16 protein-coding genes are annotated in these 17,204 nt (G+C 72.5%); 3 read left to right on the top strand and 13 right to left on the bottom strand.

Annotated elements, in window-relative coordinates; all coding sequences use genetic code 11:
• Positions 1–89 precede the first annotated feature (89 nt).
• Positions 90–1,280 carry a DNA integrity scanning diadenylate cyclase DisA gene (disA, locus tag ACN27C_RS10255; RefSeq protein ID WP_013288946.1) on the top strand — a complete coding sequence of 397 codons (1,191 nt, stop codon included), beginning with the start codon at positions 90–92 and terminating at the stop codon, positions 1,278–1,280.
• A gap of 8 nt (positions 1,281–1,288) precedes the next feature.
• Here the strand turns inward: disA and ACN27C_RS10250 are convergent, their stop codons facing one another.
• The 3 genes from ACN27C_RS10250 to ACN27C_RS10240 all read right to left on the bottom strand — a co-directional run bounded on the left by ACN27C_RS10250 (position 1,289) and on the right by ACN27C_RS10240 (position 3,234).
• Positions 1,289–2,056 carry a hypothetical protein gene (locus ACN27C_RS10250; protein ID WP_121686693.1) on the bottom strand — a complete coding sequence of 256 codons (768 nt, stop codon included), beginning with the start codon at positions 2,054–2,056 and terminating at the stop codon, positions 1,289–1,291.
• 105 nt (positions 2,057–2,161) lie between these two features.
• Positions 2,162–2,725, bottom strand: coding sequence for a peptide deformylase (locus ACN27C_RS10245; RefSeq protein ID WP_091047297.1), 564 nt, complete (start codon positions 2,723–2,725; stop codon positions 2,162–2,164).
• Positions 2,722–3,234, bottom strand: a complete 513-nt coding sequence (locus ACN27C_RS10240; RefSeq protein ID WP_073829205.1) for a glycine cleavage system protein R — start codon at positions 3,232–3,234, stop codon at positions 2,722–2,724. The genes ACN27C_RS10245 and ACN27C_RS10240 overlap by 4 nt, the downstream gene beginning before the upstream one ends.
• A gap of 96 nt (positions 3,235–3,330) precedes the next feature.
• On the opposite strand from ACN27C_RS10240, the gene ACN27C_RS10235 reads away from it, so the two are divergent.
• Positions 3,331–4,230, top strand: coding sequence for an A/G-specific adenine glycosylase (locus tag ACN27C_RS10235; protein WP_422751020.1), 900 nt, complete (start codon positions 3,331–3,333; stop codon positions 4,228–4,230).
• 222 nt (positions 4,231–4,452) lie between these two features.
• Here the strand turns inward: ACN27C_RS10235 and ACN27C_RS10230 are convergent, their stop codons facing one another.
• From ACN27C_RS10230 to lysS, 3 genes are all read right to left on the bottom strand, one after another.
• Positions 4,453–6,990: an ATP-dependent Clp protease ATP-binding subunit gene (locus ACN27C_RS10230; protein ID WP_120572812.1), complete on the bottom strand. Its 2,538-nt coding sequence runs from the start codon at positions 6,988–6,990 to the stop codon at positions 4,453–4,455.
• A 504-nt stretch (positions 6,991–7,494) separates the two neighbouring features.
• Positions 7,495–7,845, bottom strand: a complete 351-nt coding sequence (locus ACN27C_RS10225) for a histone-like nucleoid-structuring protein Lsr2 (RefSeq protein ID WP_013288952.1) — start codon at positions 7,843–7,845, stop codon at positions 7,495–7,497.
• A 120-nt stretch (positions 7,846–7,965) separates the two neighbouring features.
• Positions 7,966–9,474, bottom strand: coding sequence for a lysine--tRNA ligase (gene lysS, locus ACN27C_RS10220; protein WP_422751019.1), 1,509 nt, complete (start codon positions 9,472–9,474; stop codon positions 7,966–7,968).
• A gap of 93 nt (positions 9,475–9,567) precedes the next feature.
• On the opposite strand from lysS, the gene ACN27C_RS10215 reads away from it, so the two are divergent.
• Entirely contained in the window at positions 9,568–10,314 is a 747-nt protein-coding gene (locus ACN27C_RS10215; protein WP_422751018.1) for a class I SAM-dependent methyltransferase, read from the top strand.
• Positions 10,315–10,316: 2 nt separating this feature from the next.
• On the opposite strand, the gene ACN27C_RS10210 is transcribed toward ACN27C_RS10215, so the two are convergent.
• The 7 genes from ACN27C_RS10210 to ACN27C_RS10180 all read right to left on the bottom strand — a co-directional run bounded on the left by ACN27C_RS10210 (position 10,317) and on the right by ACN27C_RS10180 (position 17,052).
• A complete protein-coding gene (locus ACN27C_RS10210; RefSeq protein WP_013288955.1) occupies positions 10,317–11,075 on the bottom strand; it encodes a type III pantothenate kinase in 759 nt (252 codons plus the stop codon).
• 9 nt (positions 11,076–11,084) lie between these two features.
• The gene (nadC, locus tag ACN27C_RS10205; protein ID WP_422751017.1) at positions 11,085–11,981 is read right to left on the bottom strand and encodes a carboxylating nicotinate-nucleotide diphosphorylase; all 897 of its coding nucleotides are present in this window, start codon (positions 11,979–11,981) and stop codon (positions 11,085–11,087) included.
• Positions 11,978–13,669: an L-aspartate oxidase gene (locus tag ACN27C_RS10200; protein WP_357794437.1), complete on the bottom strand. Its 1,692-nt coding sequence runs from the start codon at positions 13,667–13,669 to the stop codon at positions 11,978–11,980. Before ACN27C_RS10200 ends, nadC begins: the two co-directional genes overlap by 4 nt.
• Positions 13,670–13,730: 61 nt before the next feature.
• A complete protein-coding gene (locus ACN27C_RS10195; protein ID WP_422751016.1) occupies positions 13,731–14,624 on the bottom strand; it encodes a septum formation family protein in 894 nt (297 codons plus the stop codon).
• Between the two features lie 197 nt (positions 14,625–14,821).
• Positions 14,822–15,250 carry an aspartate 1-decarboxylase gene (gene panD, locus ACN27C_RS10190; protein WP_422751015.1) on the bottom strand — a complete coding sequence of 143 codons (429 nt, stop codon included), beginning with the start codon at positions 15,248–15,250 and terminating at the stop codon, positions 14,822–14,824.
• A 30-nt stretch (positions 15,251–15,280) separates the two neighbouring features.
• A complete protein-coding gene (gene panC, locus ACN27C_RS10185) occupies positions 15,281–16,123 on the bottom strand; it encodes a pantoate--beta-alanine ligase (RefSeq protein ID WP_422751014.1) in 843 nt (280 codons plus the stop codon).
• Positions 16,123–17,052, bottom strand: a complete 930-nt coding sequence (locus tag ACN27C_RS10180) for a Rossmann-like and DUF2520 domain-containing protein (RefSeq protein ID WP_422751013.1) — start codon at positions 17,050–17,052, stop codon at positions 16,123–16,125. Before ACN27C_RS10180 ends, panC begins: the two co-directional genes overlap by 1 nt.
• Positions 17,053–17,204: the final 152 nt, after the last annotated feature.

The raw sequence follows: 17,204 nt of genomic DNA, 5'->3' as shown, positions 1-17,204 counted from the left end.
GCCCGCGACGACCCGCCCGAGCCGGGCATCGTGACACATCACAGTAACCACGAGAGCACCCACCGCATGGCAGTCCGTAGACTGTGCCCGTGCCGATCGACCGCGATGCCACCAAGCCCGCAACGGCGACGCCGCACGCCCGTACCGGCGCCGTGAGCGGCAACCCCGCTCGTGCCATCAGCGTGAGCGTCAACGGAAGCGTCGGCGGCGGGGCCGGCGCCGATCCGCTGCGCGCCAACCTCGCCCTGATGGCTCCCGGCACCGCCCTGCGGGACGGCCTGGAGCGGATCCTGCGCGGCCGCACCGGCGCGCTGATCGTGCTCGGCTACGACAAGGTGGTCGAGCAGATCTGCACCGGCGGCTTCCCGATGGACGTGGAGTTCTCCGCCACCCGGGTCCGTGAGCTGTGCAAGATGGACGGCGCCGTGGTGCTCTCCAGCGACGGCACCCGGATCGTGCAGGCCGGCGCGCACCTGATGCCCGACCCGTCCATCCCCACCGAGGAGTCCGGCACCCGGCACCGCACCGCCGAGCGGGTGGCCCGGCAGACCGGCTACCCGGTCATCTCGGTCAGCCAGTCGATGCGGATCATCAGCCTCTACGTCAACGGCCAGCGGCACGTGCTCGACGACTCGGCGGCCATCCTGTCCCGCGCCAACCAGGCGCTCGCCACGCTGGAGCGCTACAAGCTCCGGCTGGACGAGGTCTCCGGCACGCTCTCCGCGCTGGAGATCGAGGATCTGGTCACCGTCCGAGACGCGGTGGCGGTGGTGCAGCGGCTGGAGATGGTCCGGCGGATCGCCGACGAGATCGCCGGGTACGTGGTGGAGCTGGGCACCGACGGTCGCCTGCTGGCCCTTCAGCTCGACGAGCTGATGGCCGGCGTGGACGCCGACCGCACCCTGGTCATCCGCGACTACCTGCCGACCGGCCGCAAGTCGCGCACCCTCGACGAGGCGCTCGTCGAACTCGACCTGCTCAGCGCCACCGAACTCATCGACCTCGTGGCCGTGGCCAAGGCGATCGGCTACCCGTCCGCCTCCGACGCGCTCGACGCGGCGGTCAGCCCGCGCGGGTTCCGCCTGCTGGCGAAGGTGCCCCGGCTGCCGGTCGCCGTGGTCGACCGGCTGGTGGTGCACTTCGGCAGCCTCCAGCGGCTGCTCGGCGCGACAGTGGAAGACCTCCAGGCGGTCGAGGGGGTGGGCGACGCCCGCGCCCGTGGCGTCCGCGAGGGCCTGTCCCGGCTCGCCGAGGCGAGCATCCTCGAACGGTACGTCTGACCGACCGCTCAGCCGGTGACGGTCAGTTTCACCGGCTCGCTGATCTTGGTGCCGACGCGCGCGAACACCTGGTACGCGCCGATCGCCGCGAAGTCGCCGTTCGCCAGCCCGTTCGCGCACTTGTTGTCCAGCTTGCCGTTCCAGCCCAGCTCGTAGGAGCGCTCGAAGTTCGGCGTGAACGACTGCACGTCCGAGCCCTTGCCGGTGCCGCAGGTGTCAGACGACCAGATCTTCTCCGCGCCCGACTTGACGTACAGCTCCTGGAGGTCGGCGCCGACGTCCCGGCTGCACGTACGGTTCGACACGTTCTTGACCTTGAGGCGCAGCGTGACCACCGTGCCCCGCTGGGCGGTCGGAGGCACCGCCACCGGCGTCACCAGCAGCTCGGAGTCGGTGCAGGTGCCGTCGTCGGAAACCGGCTGACCGGTCGCGCCGCCGTTGCCGCCCCCGTTGTTCGCGCCCCCGCCGGTGTTCCCGCCGTCGCCGGTGGTGCCGCCACCGGTGTTCCCGCCGCCGTTGTTCGCGCCACCGCCGCCGGCGTCACCCGCTGTCGGTGACGGGCTGCCCGACTGCGGGGTCAGCACCGAACCGGACGGGTCGGGCTGAGCCCCGGCCGAGCCGGTCGGGGATGGGTCCGTACCCGGCGCGCCGGTGTTGCGGTCCGTACCGGTGCAGGAATACAACAGGACAATCAGGAAGAGCAGCCCTGCTCCGAGCACGACGGCACGACGCCGCCAGTACACGGCAGGGGGCAGAGGGCCGACCGTCAGACGCATGATGCGCCTACCGTAGCCGCGCGGCGCACGGCTCGGTGGTCCGACGCGCCGGGAACCCGCCGCCGTACGGCCGCACCCGTCCACACAGGATTCCGAGCGCCACCGTCAGAGGTAGACCTTGCGCTGGTAGATCGCGTGCGCGCCGGCCACCCGGTCGAGGAACAGCAGCCCGGCGCAGTGGTCGATCTCGTGCTGGAGCGCCCGCGCCTCGAAGCCGTCCGTCACCAGCCGCACCGGCTCGCCGCTGCCCGGAAGCGCGCCCTCGACCACCAGGCGGCTGGCCCGCTTCACGTCGCCGGTCAGGTCCGGCACCGACATGCAGCCCTCCCGCCCGGCCTTCCACCGGGACGCCTCCACCACGCGCGCGTTGCAGAGCACGAACGTGCCGTGCACGGTGACCGCCTTCGGATGCCCGGTCACGTCCACGGCGAACACCTGCGCGCTCACCCCGACCTGCGGCGCCGCCAAGCCCACGCAACCGGGCGAGACGCGCATCGTCGCCACCAGATCGGCGGCGAGGCGCACCACCTCCGCCGACGTCGGGTCGACCTCCGGGCCGGGTCGGCTCAGCACCGGCTCCGGCGCGGTGACCACCGGCCGTACCGCACCGGGAACGCCGAGCTTCTCCGGTGTCCAGCCGCCCAGGCCCGCGTACTCCGGCCCGGTCACAGCAGATCCGTGTCCGCCGGGCGGAGGCTGACCCCCACGCCCAGCTCCGCGGCCACGCGGGTGAGCCGGCCGGCCACCTCGTCCGACACACCGGGCGGCAACTCGACCTCGGCGACCACCACGTAGAGCGAACCGGTCAGCCGGGTGCTCAGGTCGGTCACGTTCCCGCCCGCGTCGGTCAGCACCCGGGTCATCGCCGCGACGATGCCCATCCGGTCGGCGCCGTGCACCGCCAGCACGTACGGCTCCCCGGTGGGCTCGCTGCCGGCGTCCGGCGTGACCGCGCGTACGGTCGCCAGCAGGTGCCCGTCGGCGGCGAGCGGGGCCAGCGCGGCCTCGACGTCGGCGGCGGCCGGGCCCACGCAGATCAGCGTCATCGCGAAGTGTCCACGCAGCCGGGTCATCGTCGAGTCGGTGAGGTTCGCGCCGAGCCGGGCGAGGACCTCCGCGACGTCGGCCACGATGCCCGGCCGGTCCCGGCCGATGACGGTGATCGCGAGCTCGTTCATTCGGACATTCTGCCCCGTCGTCCATGATCGATCGCGCCCGGCCACCCCGCCCGCCCAACCTGCGGGAAAGACCGCCGTGACATGATCGGCGGCGCGATGTCCGATCCCACATTCGCCACCCAGGTCAGCCGGTGGTACGAGCGCAACGCCCGCGACCTGCCCTGGCGCAAGCCCGGCATCGGTGCCTGGGCGATCCTGGTCTCCGAGGTCATGCTCCAGCAGACCCCCGTGGTCCGGGTGGTGCCTTCCTGGGAGGCGTGGCTGGCCCGCTGGCCCGAGCCGCGCGCGCTCGCCGAGGACACCCCGGCCGAGGCGATCCGGATGTGGGGGCGGCTCGGCTACCCCCGCCGGGCGGTACGCCTGCGCGAGTGCGCGGTGGCGATCGTGGAGCGGCACGGCGGCGTGGTGCCGGACCGGCTCGACCAGTTGCTGGCGCTGCCGGGTGTCGGCACGTACACGGCCCGCGCGGTCGCCGCGTTCGCGTACGGGCAGCGGCACCCGGTGGTGGACACGAACGTCCGGCGCGTGGTGTGCCGGGCGATCGCCGGTGAGCCCGACGCCGGTCCCACCACCCGCCCGGCCGACCTGGTCGCCACCGAGGAACTGCTGCCTGTCGAACCGGCCGCCGCCGCGCTGGCCAGCGCCGCGTTCATGGAACTCGGCGCTGTCGTCTGCACCGCCCGCGCCCCGCGCTGCGCGATCTGCCCGGTCGAGTCGAGCTGCGCCTGGCGGGCCTCCGGGCAGGCCGCACCCACGGGACCGACCCGCCGCCCGCAGCGCTACGCCGGCACCGACCGGCAGGTACGCGGACTGCTGCTCGCGGTGCTGCGGGAGTCCACCGGCCCGGTGCCGCACCAGCGGCTGGACCAGGTGTGGCACGACGACGTCCAGCGGGCCCGTGCGCTGGCCGGCCTGGTCACCGACGGCCTGGTCGAACCGGTGGGCGAGGAGTCGTTCCGCCTGGCCGGCGACGGCCCAGCCGTCCCCCTCCCCTAACCCTCTCCCCCTCCCACCCGCACCCACCCCCGCCCACCCCGTTGATCATGAAGTTAGCGGGGACAAATGGGGCGCCGAGTGCGGTCAACTTCATGATCGACGGGGTCGGGCGAGACCGGGCAGCGGGGTGGGTGGGGCGGGCGGGCGGGCGGGGGGATGGAAAGGGGACGGCCCCGGTGGCTTTCGCCTACCGGGGCCGTCGCCCTCGAACTGTGCGGAACCTTATGCGGCGTCGTCCGCGCCGGTGGCGGCGGTGCCGCCGAGGTCCGCCGGGACCGCGTCCGGCACGGCGTCCGGCCGGTCCGCGCCCCGGAAGACGAGCTTGGACTTGTCGATGTCCTCCGGGTCGCCCTCGCAGTCCACGACCACGATCTGACCCGGGGTCAGCTCGTTGAACAGGATCCGCTCGGACAGGTTGTCCTCGATGTCGCGCTGGATCGTGCGACGCAGCGGCCGCGCGCCCAGCACCGGGTCGAAGCCCTTCTTCGCGAGGTACTTCTTCGCGTTGTCGGTCAGCTCCAGACCCATGTCCTTGTTCCGCAGCTGGGACTCGATCCGGGCGATCATGATGTCGACGATCGACAGGATCTCGTTCTGACGCAGCTGGTGGAAGACGATGGTGTCGTCGATCCGGTTCAGGAACTCGGGCCGGAAGTGCTGCTTGAGCTCGTCGTTGACCTTCTGCTTCATCCGGTCGTAGTTCGACTCGGAGTCCTCAGAGGCCTGGAAGCCCAGCGACACCGCCTTGGCGACGTCACGCGTACCGAGGTTGGTGGTCAGGATGATGACCGTGTTCTTGAAGTCCACGATCCGGCCCTGGCCGTCGGTGAGGCGCCCGTCCTCCAGGATCTGGAGGAGCGTGTTGAACACGTCCGGGTGGGCCTTCTCGATCTCGTCGAAGAGGACCACCGAGAACGGCCGGCGACGCACCTTCTCGGTCAGCTGCCCGCCCTCGTCGTAGCCGACGTAGCCGGGAGGGGCACCGACGAGCCGGGACACCGTGTACCGGTCGTGGAACTCCGACATGTCGAGCTGGATGAGGGCGTCCTCGCTGCCGAACAGGAACTCGGCGAGCGCCTTGGACAGCTCGGTCTTACCGACGCCGGACGGGCCGGCGAAGATGAACGAGCCGGAGGGGCGCTTCGGGTCCTTCAGGCCGGCCCGGGTACGCCGGATCGCCTTCGAGACCGCCTTGACCGCGTCCTCCTGGCCGATGACGCGCTTGTGCAGCTCGTCCTCCATGCGCAGCAGGCGCGAGGTCTCCTCCTCGGTCAGCTTGTAGACCGGGATGCCGGTCCAGTTGCCGAGCACCTCGGCGATCTGCTCGTCGTCGACCTCGCTGACGACGTCCAGGTCACCGGCCTTCCACTCCTTCTCCCGCTGCGCCTTCTGACCCAGCAGCTGCTTCTCGGTGTCGCGCAGCTGGGCGGCCCGCTCGAAGTCCTGCGCGTCGATCGCGGACTCCTTGTCGCGGCGCACCTGGGCGATGCGCTCGTCGAAGTCGCGCAGGTCCGGCGGCGCGGTCATCCGGCGGATCCGCATCCGGGCGCCGGCCTCGTCGATCAGGTCGATCGCCTTGTCCGGCAGGAACCGGTCGGAGATGTACCGGTCGGCCAGCGTCGCGGCGGCGACCAGCGCGGCGTCGGTGATGGAGACGCGGTGGTGGGCCTCGTAGCGGTCCCGCAGGCCCTTGAGGATCTCGATGGTGTGGGCCAGCGACGGCTCACCCACCTGGATCGGCTGGAAACGACGCTCCAGAGCGGCGTCCTTCTCCAGGTGCTTGCGGTACTCGTCGAGCGTGGTGGCGCCGATGGTCTGCAGCTCACCACGGGCCAGCATCGGCTTGAGGATGCTGGCGGCGTCGATCGCGCCCTCGGCCGCGCCCGCGCCGACGAGGGTGTGGATCTCGTCGATGAACAGGATGATGTCGCCGCGGGTGCGGATCTCCTTGAGCACCTTCTTCAGGCGCTCCTCGAAGTCACCGCGGTAGCGAGAACCGGCGACCAGGGCACCGAGGTCGAGCGTGTAGAGCTGCTTGTCCTTCAGCGTCTCGGGCACCTCGCCCTTGATGATCTTCTGGGACAGGCCCTCCACCACGGCGGTCTTGCCGACGCCGGGCTCGCCGATCAGCACCGGGTTGTTCTTGGTGCGGCGGGACAGCACCTGCATGACCCGCTCGATCTCCTTCTCGCGCCCGATGACCGGGTCGAGCTTGCCCTCGCGGGCGGCCTGGGTCAGGTTGCGGCCGAACTGGTCCAGCACGAGGCTGGTCGACGGCGCGGCCTCACCCGGGGCGGCACCGGCGGCGGCCGGCTCCTTGCCCTGGTAGCCGGAGAGCAGCTGGATGACCTGCTGGCGCACCCGGTTCAGGTCCGCGCCCAGCTTCACCAGGACCTGGGCGGCGACGCCCTCGCCCTCGCGGATCAGGCCGAGCAGGATGTGCTCGGTGCCGATGTAGTTGTGGCCGAGCTGCAGCGCCTCGCGCAGCGACAGCTCCAGCACCTTCTTGGCCCGCGGCGTGAACGGGATGTGCCCGCTCGGCGCCTGCTGGCCCTGGCCGATGATCTCCTCGACCTGCTGACGCACGCCCTCCAGGGAGATGCCGAGGCTCTCCAGGGCCTTTGCCGCGACACCCTCACCCTCGTGGATCAGGCCCAGCAGGATGTGTTCCGTACCGATGTAGTTGTGGTTGAGCATCCGGGCCTCTTCTTGGGCCAGGACGACAACCCGTCGCGCTCGGTCGGTGAACCGCTCGAACATGCCCTCGTGCTCCTCACGTGCCGTGCGCCTTGATGGTCAGATCTCGGCGGGGCCGGTGCGCGGACGTCCGGGACGGGCGTCCGTGCCTCCTTACTCTATCGCCGCGGACCGTCTCCGCTGAGGTCGTGTGCCCCCGCGAATGACCGTTCCGACGTCGTTTCTGACAACCGTCCACGCTCAGGAGGTGTTCCGGGGCCCCTGCCTGTACGCGCAGAGCGAAATTCGACCGGCACCCGAACGGCCGGTCGAGTGGACCGGAGGCGGCACCGAGGCGTCCGCCGGGTCGTCCACAGCCTGTGGATGAACTCTCCACCGCCTGTGGACAACCACCCCGGGCGGGGATTTCTTCCCGGCGGCGCCGCCACCCGCGCCGGGTGGGCCGGACCGGACATCCGGCACCGTCGGGGACTCGGGGCGCAACGGTGACCCCGGTACGGAAACGGCGACGCCGGCCCGGAGTCGTACTCCGGTCCGGCGTCGGCGTCGCCCGTGACGAGGGTGGGGTCAGTGCCCCGCCTTCGCGTGGTACTCGTCCACGATCTCCTGCGGGATACGGCCCCGGTCGGAGATGTCCTTGCCGGCCTTCTTGGCCCACTCGCGGATGGCCCGGTTCTGCTCGCGGTCGGCGGTCGCGCCGCCCCGGCCTCGAGCGGCCCGGCCACCCACGACCACGCCCCCGCGACCGACCTTCGTTCCGTTCGCGATGTACGGCGCGAATACGTCGCGCAATTTCCCGGCGTTGGAAGCGGAGAGGTCGATCTCGTACTGCACGCCGTCGAGCGCGAACTTGACGGTCTCGTCAGCGTCCCCGCCGTCCAGGTCATCGACCAGCTTGTGAATGATCTGCTTGGCCACGTCCCACATTCCTTTCGAGCAGGGTTGTACTCCTGCAATACACCGAGCACAATAACCCGTCCGGCGCTTGTTCCGTCAATAGGACGGGGTAACGAGCCGGAGAAGGCTTGCGGGGAGCGCCTACTCGGGCCGGACCAACGGGAACAGGATCGTTTCCCGAATTCCGAGTCCCGTCAGCGCCATCAGCAGCCGGTCGATTCCCATTCCCATGCCGCCGGACGGCGGCATTCCATACTCCATCGCTCGGAGAAAGTCCTCGTCCAGCCGCATCGCCTCGTCGTCGCCGCGCGCCGCGAGCTGCGCCTGGGCCACCAGGCGCTCCCGCTGCACGACCGGGTCGACCAGCTCCGAGTACGCGGTGCCCAGCTCGAATCCGAGCACGTAGAGGTCCCACTTCTCGGCCAGGCCCGGCTCGCTGCGGTGGGCCCGGGTCAGCGGGCTGGTCTCCTCCGGGTAGTCCATGACGAACGTCGGCGCCTGAAGGGACGGCACGACCAGTTCCTCGAACAACTCCTCGGCCAGCTTGCCCGGTCCCCACTTCGGGTCGACGGAGAGACCGACCTTGTCCGCGTACTCGACCAGGCGCGCCCTTTCGGTGCGGACGGTGACCTCCTCACCGAGCGCTTCGGAAAGAACACCGAACAGCGTCACCGACCGCCACTCGCCGCCCAGATCGAACTCGCGGCCGTCGGCGTGGGTCACCACCGTCGAGCCGGCGACCGCCACCGCGGCCTGCTGTACGAGATTTCGGGTCAGCTCGGCCATCGTGTGGTAGTCGCCGTACGCCTGGTACGCCTCGAGCATCGCGAACTCCGGCGAGTGCGAAGAGTCGATGCCCTCATTACGGAAGTTGCGGTTGATCTCGAAGACGCGGTCCACGCCACCGACGACCGCACGCTTGAGAAACAGTTCCGGCGCGATTCGCAGATACAGATCCGTGTCGAGCGCATTGCTGTGGGTCACGAATGGGCGTGCCGCCGCCCCGCCGTGCAGCAGTTGCAGCATCGGGGTCTCGACCTCGACGAAGTCCTGCCCGTGCAGGGTTTCGCGCAGACTGCGGACGGCGGTGGCCCGGGTGCGGACCATCTGCCGGGCCTGCGGGCGGACCACCAGGTCCACGTAGCGCTGGCGGACCCGGGACTCCTCGCTCAGCGGCTTGTGCGCCACCGGCAGCGGGCGCAGCGCCTTGGCGGTGACCGCCCACTCCTCGGCGAGAACGGACAGCTCGCCACGGCGGCTGGTGATCACCTCGCCGGTCACGCCGACGTGGTCACCCAGATCGACCAGGCGCTTCCAGTCGGCCAGCCGCTCGGCGCCGACCCGGTCCAGCGAGAGCATCGCCTGGACCTCGGTGCCGTCACCGTCCCGGAGCGTCGCGAAGCAGAGCTTGCCGGTGTTGCGAATGAAGATCACCCGGCCGGTGACCGAGACCCGGTCGCCGGTGGCGGTGTCGGTGGGCAGGTCGGCGTAGCGCTCCCGCAGCCGCGCGAGCGTGGTGGTCCGCGGGAAACCGACCGGGTACGGCTCGACGCCCTCGGCGAGCATCCGGTCCCGCTTCTCCCGGCGGACCTTCATCTGCTCGGGAAGGTCGTCGGCGGGGTCTGTTGGCAGGGCGTTCTGCTCGGTCACGGCACGCTTCCTCAAGCCTTGGGAACATCGGCGGGGTCAGCACATGAGCGTACTCAAGCGCCGTGGCGGCCGTTACGGGATAACCTGCCCGCCATGACCGACCCCACTGCGGCGCTCTCGTTCGGCGCGGCCGCGGCCGACTACGACCGGTTCCGTCCCCGCTATCCGGAGGCGGCGCTGCGCTGGGCGCTGGACGGGCTGCACGACGCCCGGGTGGTCGATCTCGGCGCGGGCACCGGCATCCTCACCCGCGGGCTCCTGGCGCTGACCGGGCCGGTGGCGCAGGTCGTACCCGTGGAACCGGATCCGGGGATGCGGGCGCAACTGGCCGCCGCCACGCCCGGTACGACGGCGCTCGCCGGCAGCGCCGAGGCGGTGCCGCTGCCGGACGGGTCGGCGGACGCGGTGCTGGTCGGGCAGGCCTACCACTGGTTCGACCGGGAGCCGGCGCACGCCGAGGTGGCCCGCGTGCTGCGCCCGGGCGGCACGTTCGCGCCGGTCTGGAACATCCGCGACGAGCGGGTGGGCTGGGTCGCGGAGCTGAGCCGGATCGCCCACCTCGGCGACAACGCGGGCGACGTGACGCAGCGGTACGCGGACTTCGGCCCCGCCTTCACCGACGTCGAGGTCGGCGAGTTCCCGCACGCCACCACACTCACGCCGGACGAGGTGGTGGGCATGCTGCACACCCGCTCGTACTGGCTGACGGCCGACGCGGACGAGCGGCGGCGGGTCGACACGGAGCTGACGGAGCTGTTCGCCTCCCACCCGGACCTGACCGGCCGGGAGACGGTCGAGCTGCCATACCGGACGTTCGTGCTGCGGGCCCGCCGCCGCTGACCTCAGACGTTGCGGTCGTAGACCATCCGCAGGCCGATCAGCGTGATCATCGGCTCGTGGTGGGTGATGGTGTGGCACTCGCCGAGCACCAGCGACGCCAGGCCGCCGGTGGCGATGACCGCCTTCACGCCGCCCAGCTCCTCGGACATCCGCTCGACGATCCGGTCCACCTGGCCGGCGAAGCCGAAGTAGAGCCCGGCCTGGAGGCACTCGACGGTGTTCTTGCCGATCACCGACCGCGGGCGGGTCGCCTCCACCTTGCGCAGCTGGGCGGCGCGGGCGGCCAGCGCGTCGAAGGAGATCTCGATGCCGGGGGCGAACGCACCGCCGAGGAACTCGCCCCGGCTGCTGACCAGGTCGAAGTTGGTGGTGGTGCCGAAGTCCACGACGATCGACGGCCCGCCGTAGAGCGTGTACGCGGCCAGCGTGTTGACCACCCGGTCCGCGCCCACCTCCTTCGGGTTGTCGATGGCGAGCTGCACGCCGGTCCGGACACCCGGCTCGACGATCACACTGGGCAGGTCGGCGTAGTACCGGTCGAGCATGGTGCGCAGCGAGCGCAGCGCGGCCGGCACGGTCGAGCAGGCGGCCACGCCGGTGATCTCCACGGCGTCCCCGGCGAGCAGTCCGCGGAACATCAGGCCCAGCTCGTCCGCCGTGGAACGGGCGTCGGTCTTGATCCGCCACGAATGCACCAGCTTGTCGCCGTCGAAGGTCGCCAGCACGGTGTTCGTGTTTCCGATGTCGATGCAGAGCAGCACAGCGGCAGCCTAGACGTCACGCAGGTCGAGGGCGATGTCCAGGATCGGCGAGGAGTGTGTGAGCGCGCCGACGGAGAGGAAGTCGACGCCGGTCGCGCCGTACTCGGCCGCCATCGGCAGCGTCAGCCCGCCGGTGGCCTCCAGTTCCGCCCGGTCGCCCACCGACGCCACCACCTCGCGCAGCTGCGCCGGGGTCATGTTGTCCAGCAGCAGGAAGCGGGCGCCCGCCTCGACCGCCTCCACCGCCTCGGCCGGCGTGTCCACCTCGACCTGCACCGCGACGTCGGGGAACGCCTCCCGCACCCGGCGGAAGGCGGCAGCGATCCCGCCCGCCGCGACCTTGTGGTTGTCCTTGATCATGGCGACGTCGTACAGGCCCATCCGCTTGTTGGTGCCGCCACCGGCCCGGACCGCGTACTTCTCCAGCGCCCGCAGGCCCGGCGTGGTCTTGCGGGTGTCCAGCACCGTCGCCTTCGTTCCGGCCAGCGCGTCGGCCCAGGCCCGGGTGTGCGTCGCCACCCCGGACATGCGGGACAGCAGGTTCAGCGCCGTCCGCTCGGCGGTCAGCAGCAGCCGGGTCGGGCCGGACACGGTGGCCAGCACGTCGCCGCGCGCCACCCGCTGCCCGTCGTGCGCCACAAGCGAGACCTCGACCGTACGGCCCGCGCCGGTCACCTCGCCGACCAGCTCGAACACGGCGGCGGCGACGGGCAGCCCGGCCACCACGCCGTCGGCGCGCGCCACCAGATCGGCCGTGTCGTGCTGCTCGTCCGGGATGGTGGCCACGCTCGTGACGTCGAGGAATTCGGGTCCGAGGTCCTCGTGCAGCGTGTCGACGATGACGTGCCGGACCCGCTCCGGGTCCAGGCCGCCGTCCCGCAGCGCCCACTCCGTCGACTCCCTCATCGGTTGATCTCCTCCCAGCGCTCGGCCACCCGGCCGTCCGTGCCCACCTCGGCCACCAGGTGACCCAGCCACCGCTCGTCGGCGGTCGGGAAGTCCTCCCGCCAGTGGCAGCCCCGCGTCTCCTGGCGCGCGTACGCGGCCGCGACCAGCGTCGACGCCACCGTGAGCAGGTTCGTCGCCTCCCAGTCGGCGGTACGCGGCACGCCCCGGCCCGCGCCCAGCTCCGTGAGCGTGGCGGCGGTGGCTTCCAGCGTCCGCGCCGACCGGAGCACGCCCGCGCCCCGGGTCATCGCCCGTTGCAGCTCCGCCGTGCCGGCCGCCGGCACCAGCGCGCCCGGCCCGCCCACCCAGGCGCCGGTCTCCGCCGGGCGGGCCTGCTCGGGCAGCCCGGCGGCGATGTCCTCGGCGATCCGGCGGGAGAAGACCAGCCCTTCCAGCAGCGAGTTGCTGGCGAGCCGGTTGGCGCCGTGCACGCCGGTGCAGGCGACCTCGCCGCAGGCGTACAGGCCGGGGATGGAGGTGCGGCCGCGCAGGTCGGTCCGGACGCCGCCGGAGGCGTAGTGCGCGGCCGGCGCGACCGGGATCAGGTCGGTCGCCGGGTCCACGCCGATGGCCAGGCAGGACGCCACGATGGTGGGGAACCGCCGGGCCAGGAAGTCGCCGCCGAGGTGCCGGGCGTCCAGGAACACGTGGTCGGCGCCGGACGCGAGCAGCACCCGGTGGATGCCCTTGGCGACCACGTCCCGGGGAGCCAGCTCGGCCAGCTCGTGCTGGCCGACCATGAAGCGCTTGCCGTCGCCGTCGACCAGGTGGGCGCCCTCGCCGCGCAGCGCCTCGGAGACCAGCGGCTGCTGGGCCAGCCCCGCGCCCGGCCCGCCGGCCGGCACGATCAGCGCGGTCGGGTGGAACTGGACGAACTCCACGTCGGTGACCGCCGCGCCCGCCCGCAACGCCAGCGCCACCCCGTCCCCGGTGGAGACCGCCGGGTTGGTGGTGGCGGCGAAGATCTGCCCCATCCCGCCGGTGGCCAGCACCACGGCGCGGCCGAGGATCGCGCCGACGCCGTCCTCGCTGCCCTCGCCGAGTACGTGCAGCGTGATGCCGCAGGCCGGGCCGAGCCCGCCCGGCCCGTCGCCGGGAGCGCGCAGCAGGTCCAGCACCAGGGCGTGCTCCACCAGCCGGATCCACGGGTCGCGGCGGACCGCGTCGTGCAGCGCCCGCTGCACCTCCGCGCCGGTGGCGTCGCCGCCGGCGTGCACGATCCGGTCGGCCCGGTGGCCGCCCTCCCGGGTCAGCATCAGCGAGCCGTCCGGGTTGCGGTCGAACTCCGCCCCGATCCGCATCAGCTCACGCAGCCGGGTCGGGCCCTCGGCCACGAGCGCGCGGACCGCCGCCGGGTCGCAGAGGCCGACCCCGGCCACCTCCGTGTCGTACGCGTGCGCGTCCGGCGTGTCCGCCGGATCCAGTACGGCGGCGATCCCGCCCTGCGCCCAGCGGGTCGAGCCCTCGTCCATGTCGACCTTGGTGACCACCGTGACGTGCAGCCCGGCCTCGCGCAGGTGCAGCGCGGCGGTCAGCCCGGCCACGCCGGAGCCGACCACGATCACGTCTGTCGTCTCCACCCAGCCGGGGGCGGGCGCGGCGAGCAGCCGGGGCAGCGCCGGCAGGTCGACGGTGGGTACGTCCATGAGCACAGTCAACCCGAAGCGAACTCGGCTCGGGCGCCGGGGGCGTGACGAGTGCGCTCGGCTACCTCGTCCGGCGCGGGAGTGCGGCCGGTCCGGCGCCCTTCAGGGAGGTGGTCACCGTACGGTCGCTGAGCCACAGGTAGCAGCGCACGCCCCGGTCCCCGACCGCCCAGCGCCCGGCTGCGGGCGGACGGACCACCACGTCGCTGCGGTAGCGCAGGAACGCGTCGGCGGGCACCCCGGTGTAGCGGGCGATCACGCCGAAGCAGCCGTCGTAGAGCGGGACCCAATCCTCCGGCTTCTTCGGGTACGGGCGGTCCGGCGCGGCCCACACGCCGACGAACTCGGCGTCGTGCGCGACGGCGCAGTCGACCGGGGTGAGCCGCTGCACCCGGCCCGTCTCCCGGATGGTGCGCTGGCAGCCCAGCCGCAGCGGGGAGGGCGTCTTGAGCGCGTCGCGCAGGCTGCCGGTACGGGTGACCACGGTGGCCGCCGCCTCGACCGTGGTCAGCTCGGTCAGGTCGCACCGGTACCAGCGGGAGCCCGCCGTCCAGCCAATGCCCGTCGGCACCGCCACCGCCAGCCGGAGCCGCCCGGCACGCCAGTCGTCACCCACGTACCCGGCGGCCCGCTTGTCGCAGTCGGCGAACGCGGTACGCAGCTCGGGTGAGGTGAGCGGCGGCGGGTCGGGCCGGTCGGCGGTGAACGCACCGACGTGCACCGTCTCCACCCGGTGCGGCAGCTCGCAGCCGACCGGCGCGTACGCGGCCAGGCCGACGCTCGCTGTGAAGTCGGCGACCTGGCAGACCCCCGCGGCCGGGGTGAACGGTCCGGGGGCGGCCATCGGGGCCCAGTCGTCGGTGAGGTCGGCGTCCAGCCCGCCCGCGCCCGCGCAGCCGGTCAGGGCGGCGCTCGCGACCATCGCGGCGACCAGGAAGCTCATCGCACGGCGCATCGCGGCCTCCCCCAGCCGACGACCGTCGATCCCCGACGGTCCGCCCAGGGTAGCCGAAAATGACCTTCCGGTGACAGACCGCGTTTCCCGCCCGTCCGCCCCGTCGATCTTGCACTAGCCGCCCCGGCAAAGCGCCCAAAAAAGGGTGACAGAGGGGCCTCAACTTCAAGATCAACGGCGCGAGGCGGCGAAGGGGGTCAGCGCGCGGCGGCGGCGAGAGGGTTGGGGATGGGGGCTCCGGCGGTGCCGGGGGCTGCCGTCGTCGGGTCCGTCGAGAGGTCGACGACCTTGTTGTCGGCGTCCACGTGGACCACCTTCGGGCGGTACGTGCGGGCCTCGGCGTCGTCCATCTGCCCGTACGAGATCAGGATGACCAGGTCACCGGGGTGCACCAGGTGCGCGGCGGCGCCGTTGATGCCGATCACGCCGCTGCCCCGCCGGCCCGGGATCACGTACGTCTCCAGCCGGGCGCCGTTGGTGATGTCCACGATCGCGACCTGCTCGCCGGGTAGCAGGTCCGCCGCGTCGAGCAGATCCTCGTCCACGGTGACCGAGCCGACGTAGTGCAGGTCGGCCTGGGTCACGGTGGCGCGGTGGATCTTCGACTTGAGCATGGTCCGGAACATCGGGGTGCCTTTCCGCATTCGTGGTGGGGTTCAGGGACGCGGCGCGAGGTGGATCGCCGTGTTGTCGATCAGGCGGGTGGCGCCGACCCAGGCCGCGATCAGCAGCCGGGCCGGACCGCTGACCGGGCCGGGTTCCAGCTCGGTGTCGGTGAGCACCAGGTAGTCCAGGCGGGCGTCCGGCGCGTCGAAGGCCCGGTGTGCGGCGGCCAGCACCGCACCCGCGTCCTCGCCCCGCTCGGCCGCCGCCGCACCGGCCCGCAACGCGGCGGACAGGCTCAGCGCGGTCTGCCGCTCCTCCGCCGACAGGTACCGGTTGCGGCTCGACATGGCCAGCCCGTCCGGCTCCCGTACGGTCGGCACGCCGACGATCTCGGCCGGCACGTCGAGGTCGCGGACCATCCGGCGGACCAGGGTGAGCTGCTGGTAGTCCTTCTCGCCGAAGAACGCCAGGTCGGGGCGGGTGAGCTGGAGCAGCTTCATGACCACGGTGAGCACGCCGTGGAAGAAGCCGGGACGGCTCAGGCCCTCCAGGTCCTCGCCGAGCGGACCCGGGTCGAGCCGCACGGTGGGCCGGCCCTCCGGGTACATCTCGGTCACCGAGGGCGCGAACACCATGTCCACGCCGGCCCGGCGGCAGATCTCCAGGTCCGAGTCGAGCGTGCGCGGGTAGCGGTCGAAGTCCTCGTTCGGGCCGAACTGCAGCGGGTTCACGAAGATCGTGACGATCACGTGGCCGGCGCGCTCGCGGGCGGCCCGCAGCAGCGCCTCGTGCCCGGCGTGCAGCGCGCCCATGGTCATCACCACGCCGACCGGGCCGGCCATCGCCTCACGGGCCGCCGCCAGTTCCTTGCGCGTGTGCAGCACCTCGGCCATCAGGCCGCCACCTCGATTCCGTCGAGCACGTTCCGCAGCGCGGCCGCGTCCGCCGGGCGGAGGCGGCCGACCGCGACGGCACGGTCCGCCGTCCGTCGTGCCAACGCCAGATACGCGGGTACGGATTCCGGCGCGGTCCGCGCCAGCCGGTCCAGATGCCGGCGTACGGTGCCCGCGTCGCCCCGCGACACCGGGCCGGTCAGCGCGTCGTCGCCCAGCCGCAGCGCGTTCTCCAGCGCGGCCCGCAGCAGCGGGGCGAGCACCTTCTCCGGCCGCTCCACCCCGGCGTCGCGCAGCCGGTCGGCGGCCTCGTTGACGAGCGTCACCAGGTGGTTCGCGCCGTGTGCGAGCGCCGCGTGGTAGAGCGGGCGGTCGTGCTCACCGACCCACTCCGGCACGCCGCCCAGGTCGGCCACCAGCCGGGCCGCGAACGGGCGCAGCTCGGCCGGGGCGGTCACCCCGTAGGAGATGCCCGGCAGCCGGGACAGGTCGTCCGGCGTACCGGTGAAGGTCATCGCCGGATGCAGCGCGAGCGGCCGGGCGCCCGCCTCGACGGCCGGGGCCAGCGCGGCGAGCCCGTGCGCGCCGGACGTGTGCGCCACCACCTGGCCGGGGCGCAGCGCGCCGCTCGCGGCCAGGTCCGCGACCACGCCCGCGAGCGCGTCGTCCGGAACGGCGACGATCAGCAGGTCGGTGGCGGCGCGCGCCACCTCGGACGCGGCGCGGTGCGGGGTCTGCGGCAGCAGCAGCGCCAGCCGGGCCCCTGTCGCGCCCGAGGCGCCGGACGCGGCGGCCACCCGGTGGCCGGCGGCGGTGAGGGCCGCGCCCAGCACGGCGCCGACCCGGCCGGCGCCGAGGACGCCGACGGTGAGGGTACGCGGGAAGACGAGCGGGGCAGCGGTGGCCCGGGGGCGCAGCGGTGCGCTCATGGCAGCGATCCAGTCCTCGAAGGGGGTACCGGTCGATGGCAAGTATGCGCCCGGGTGACAGACCCGAAACAAGAAGGTGTGAAAACCTTCACCGACCGCCCGAAGCGGCCGCTCCGGTGGCGGGCAAACCGCCCGTTCGGGTACGTCCCGTA

This window comes from Micromonospora sp. WMMD1219 (genome assembly GCF_049315215.1).
In the GTDB taxonomy this organism is placed as follows: Bacteria; Actinomycetota; Actinomycetes; order Mycobacteriales; family Micromonosporaceae; genus Micromonospora; species Micromonospora tulbaghiae.
This window is presented reverse-complemented; position numbering and strand designations above follow the sequence as displayed.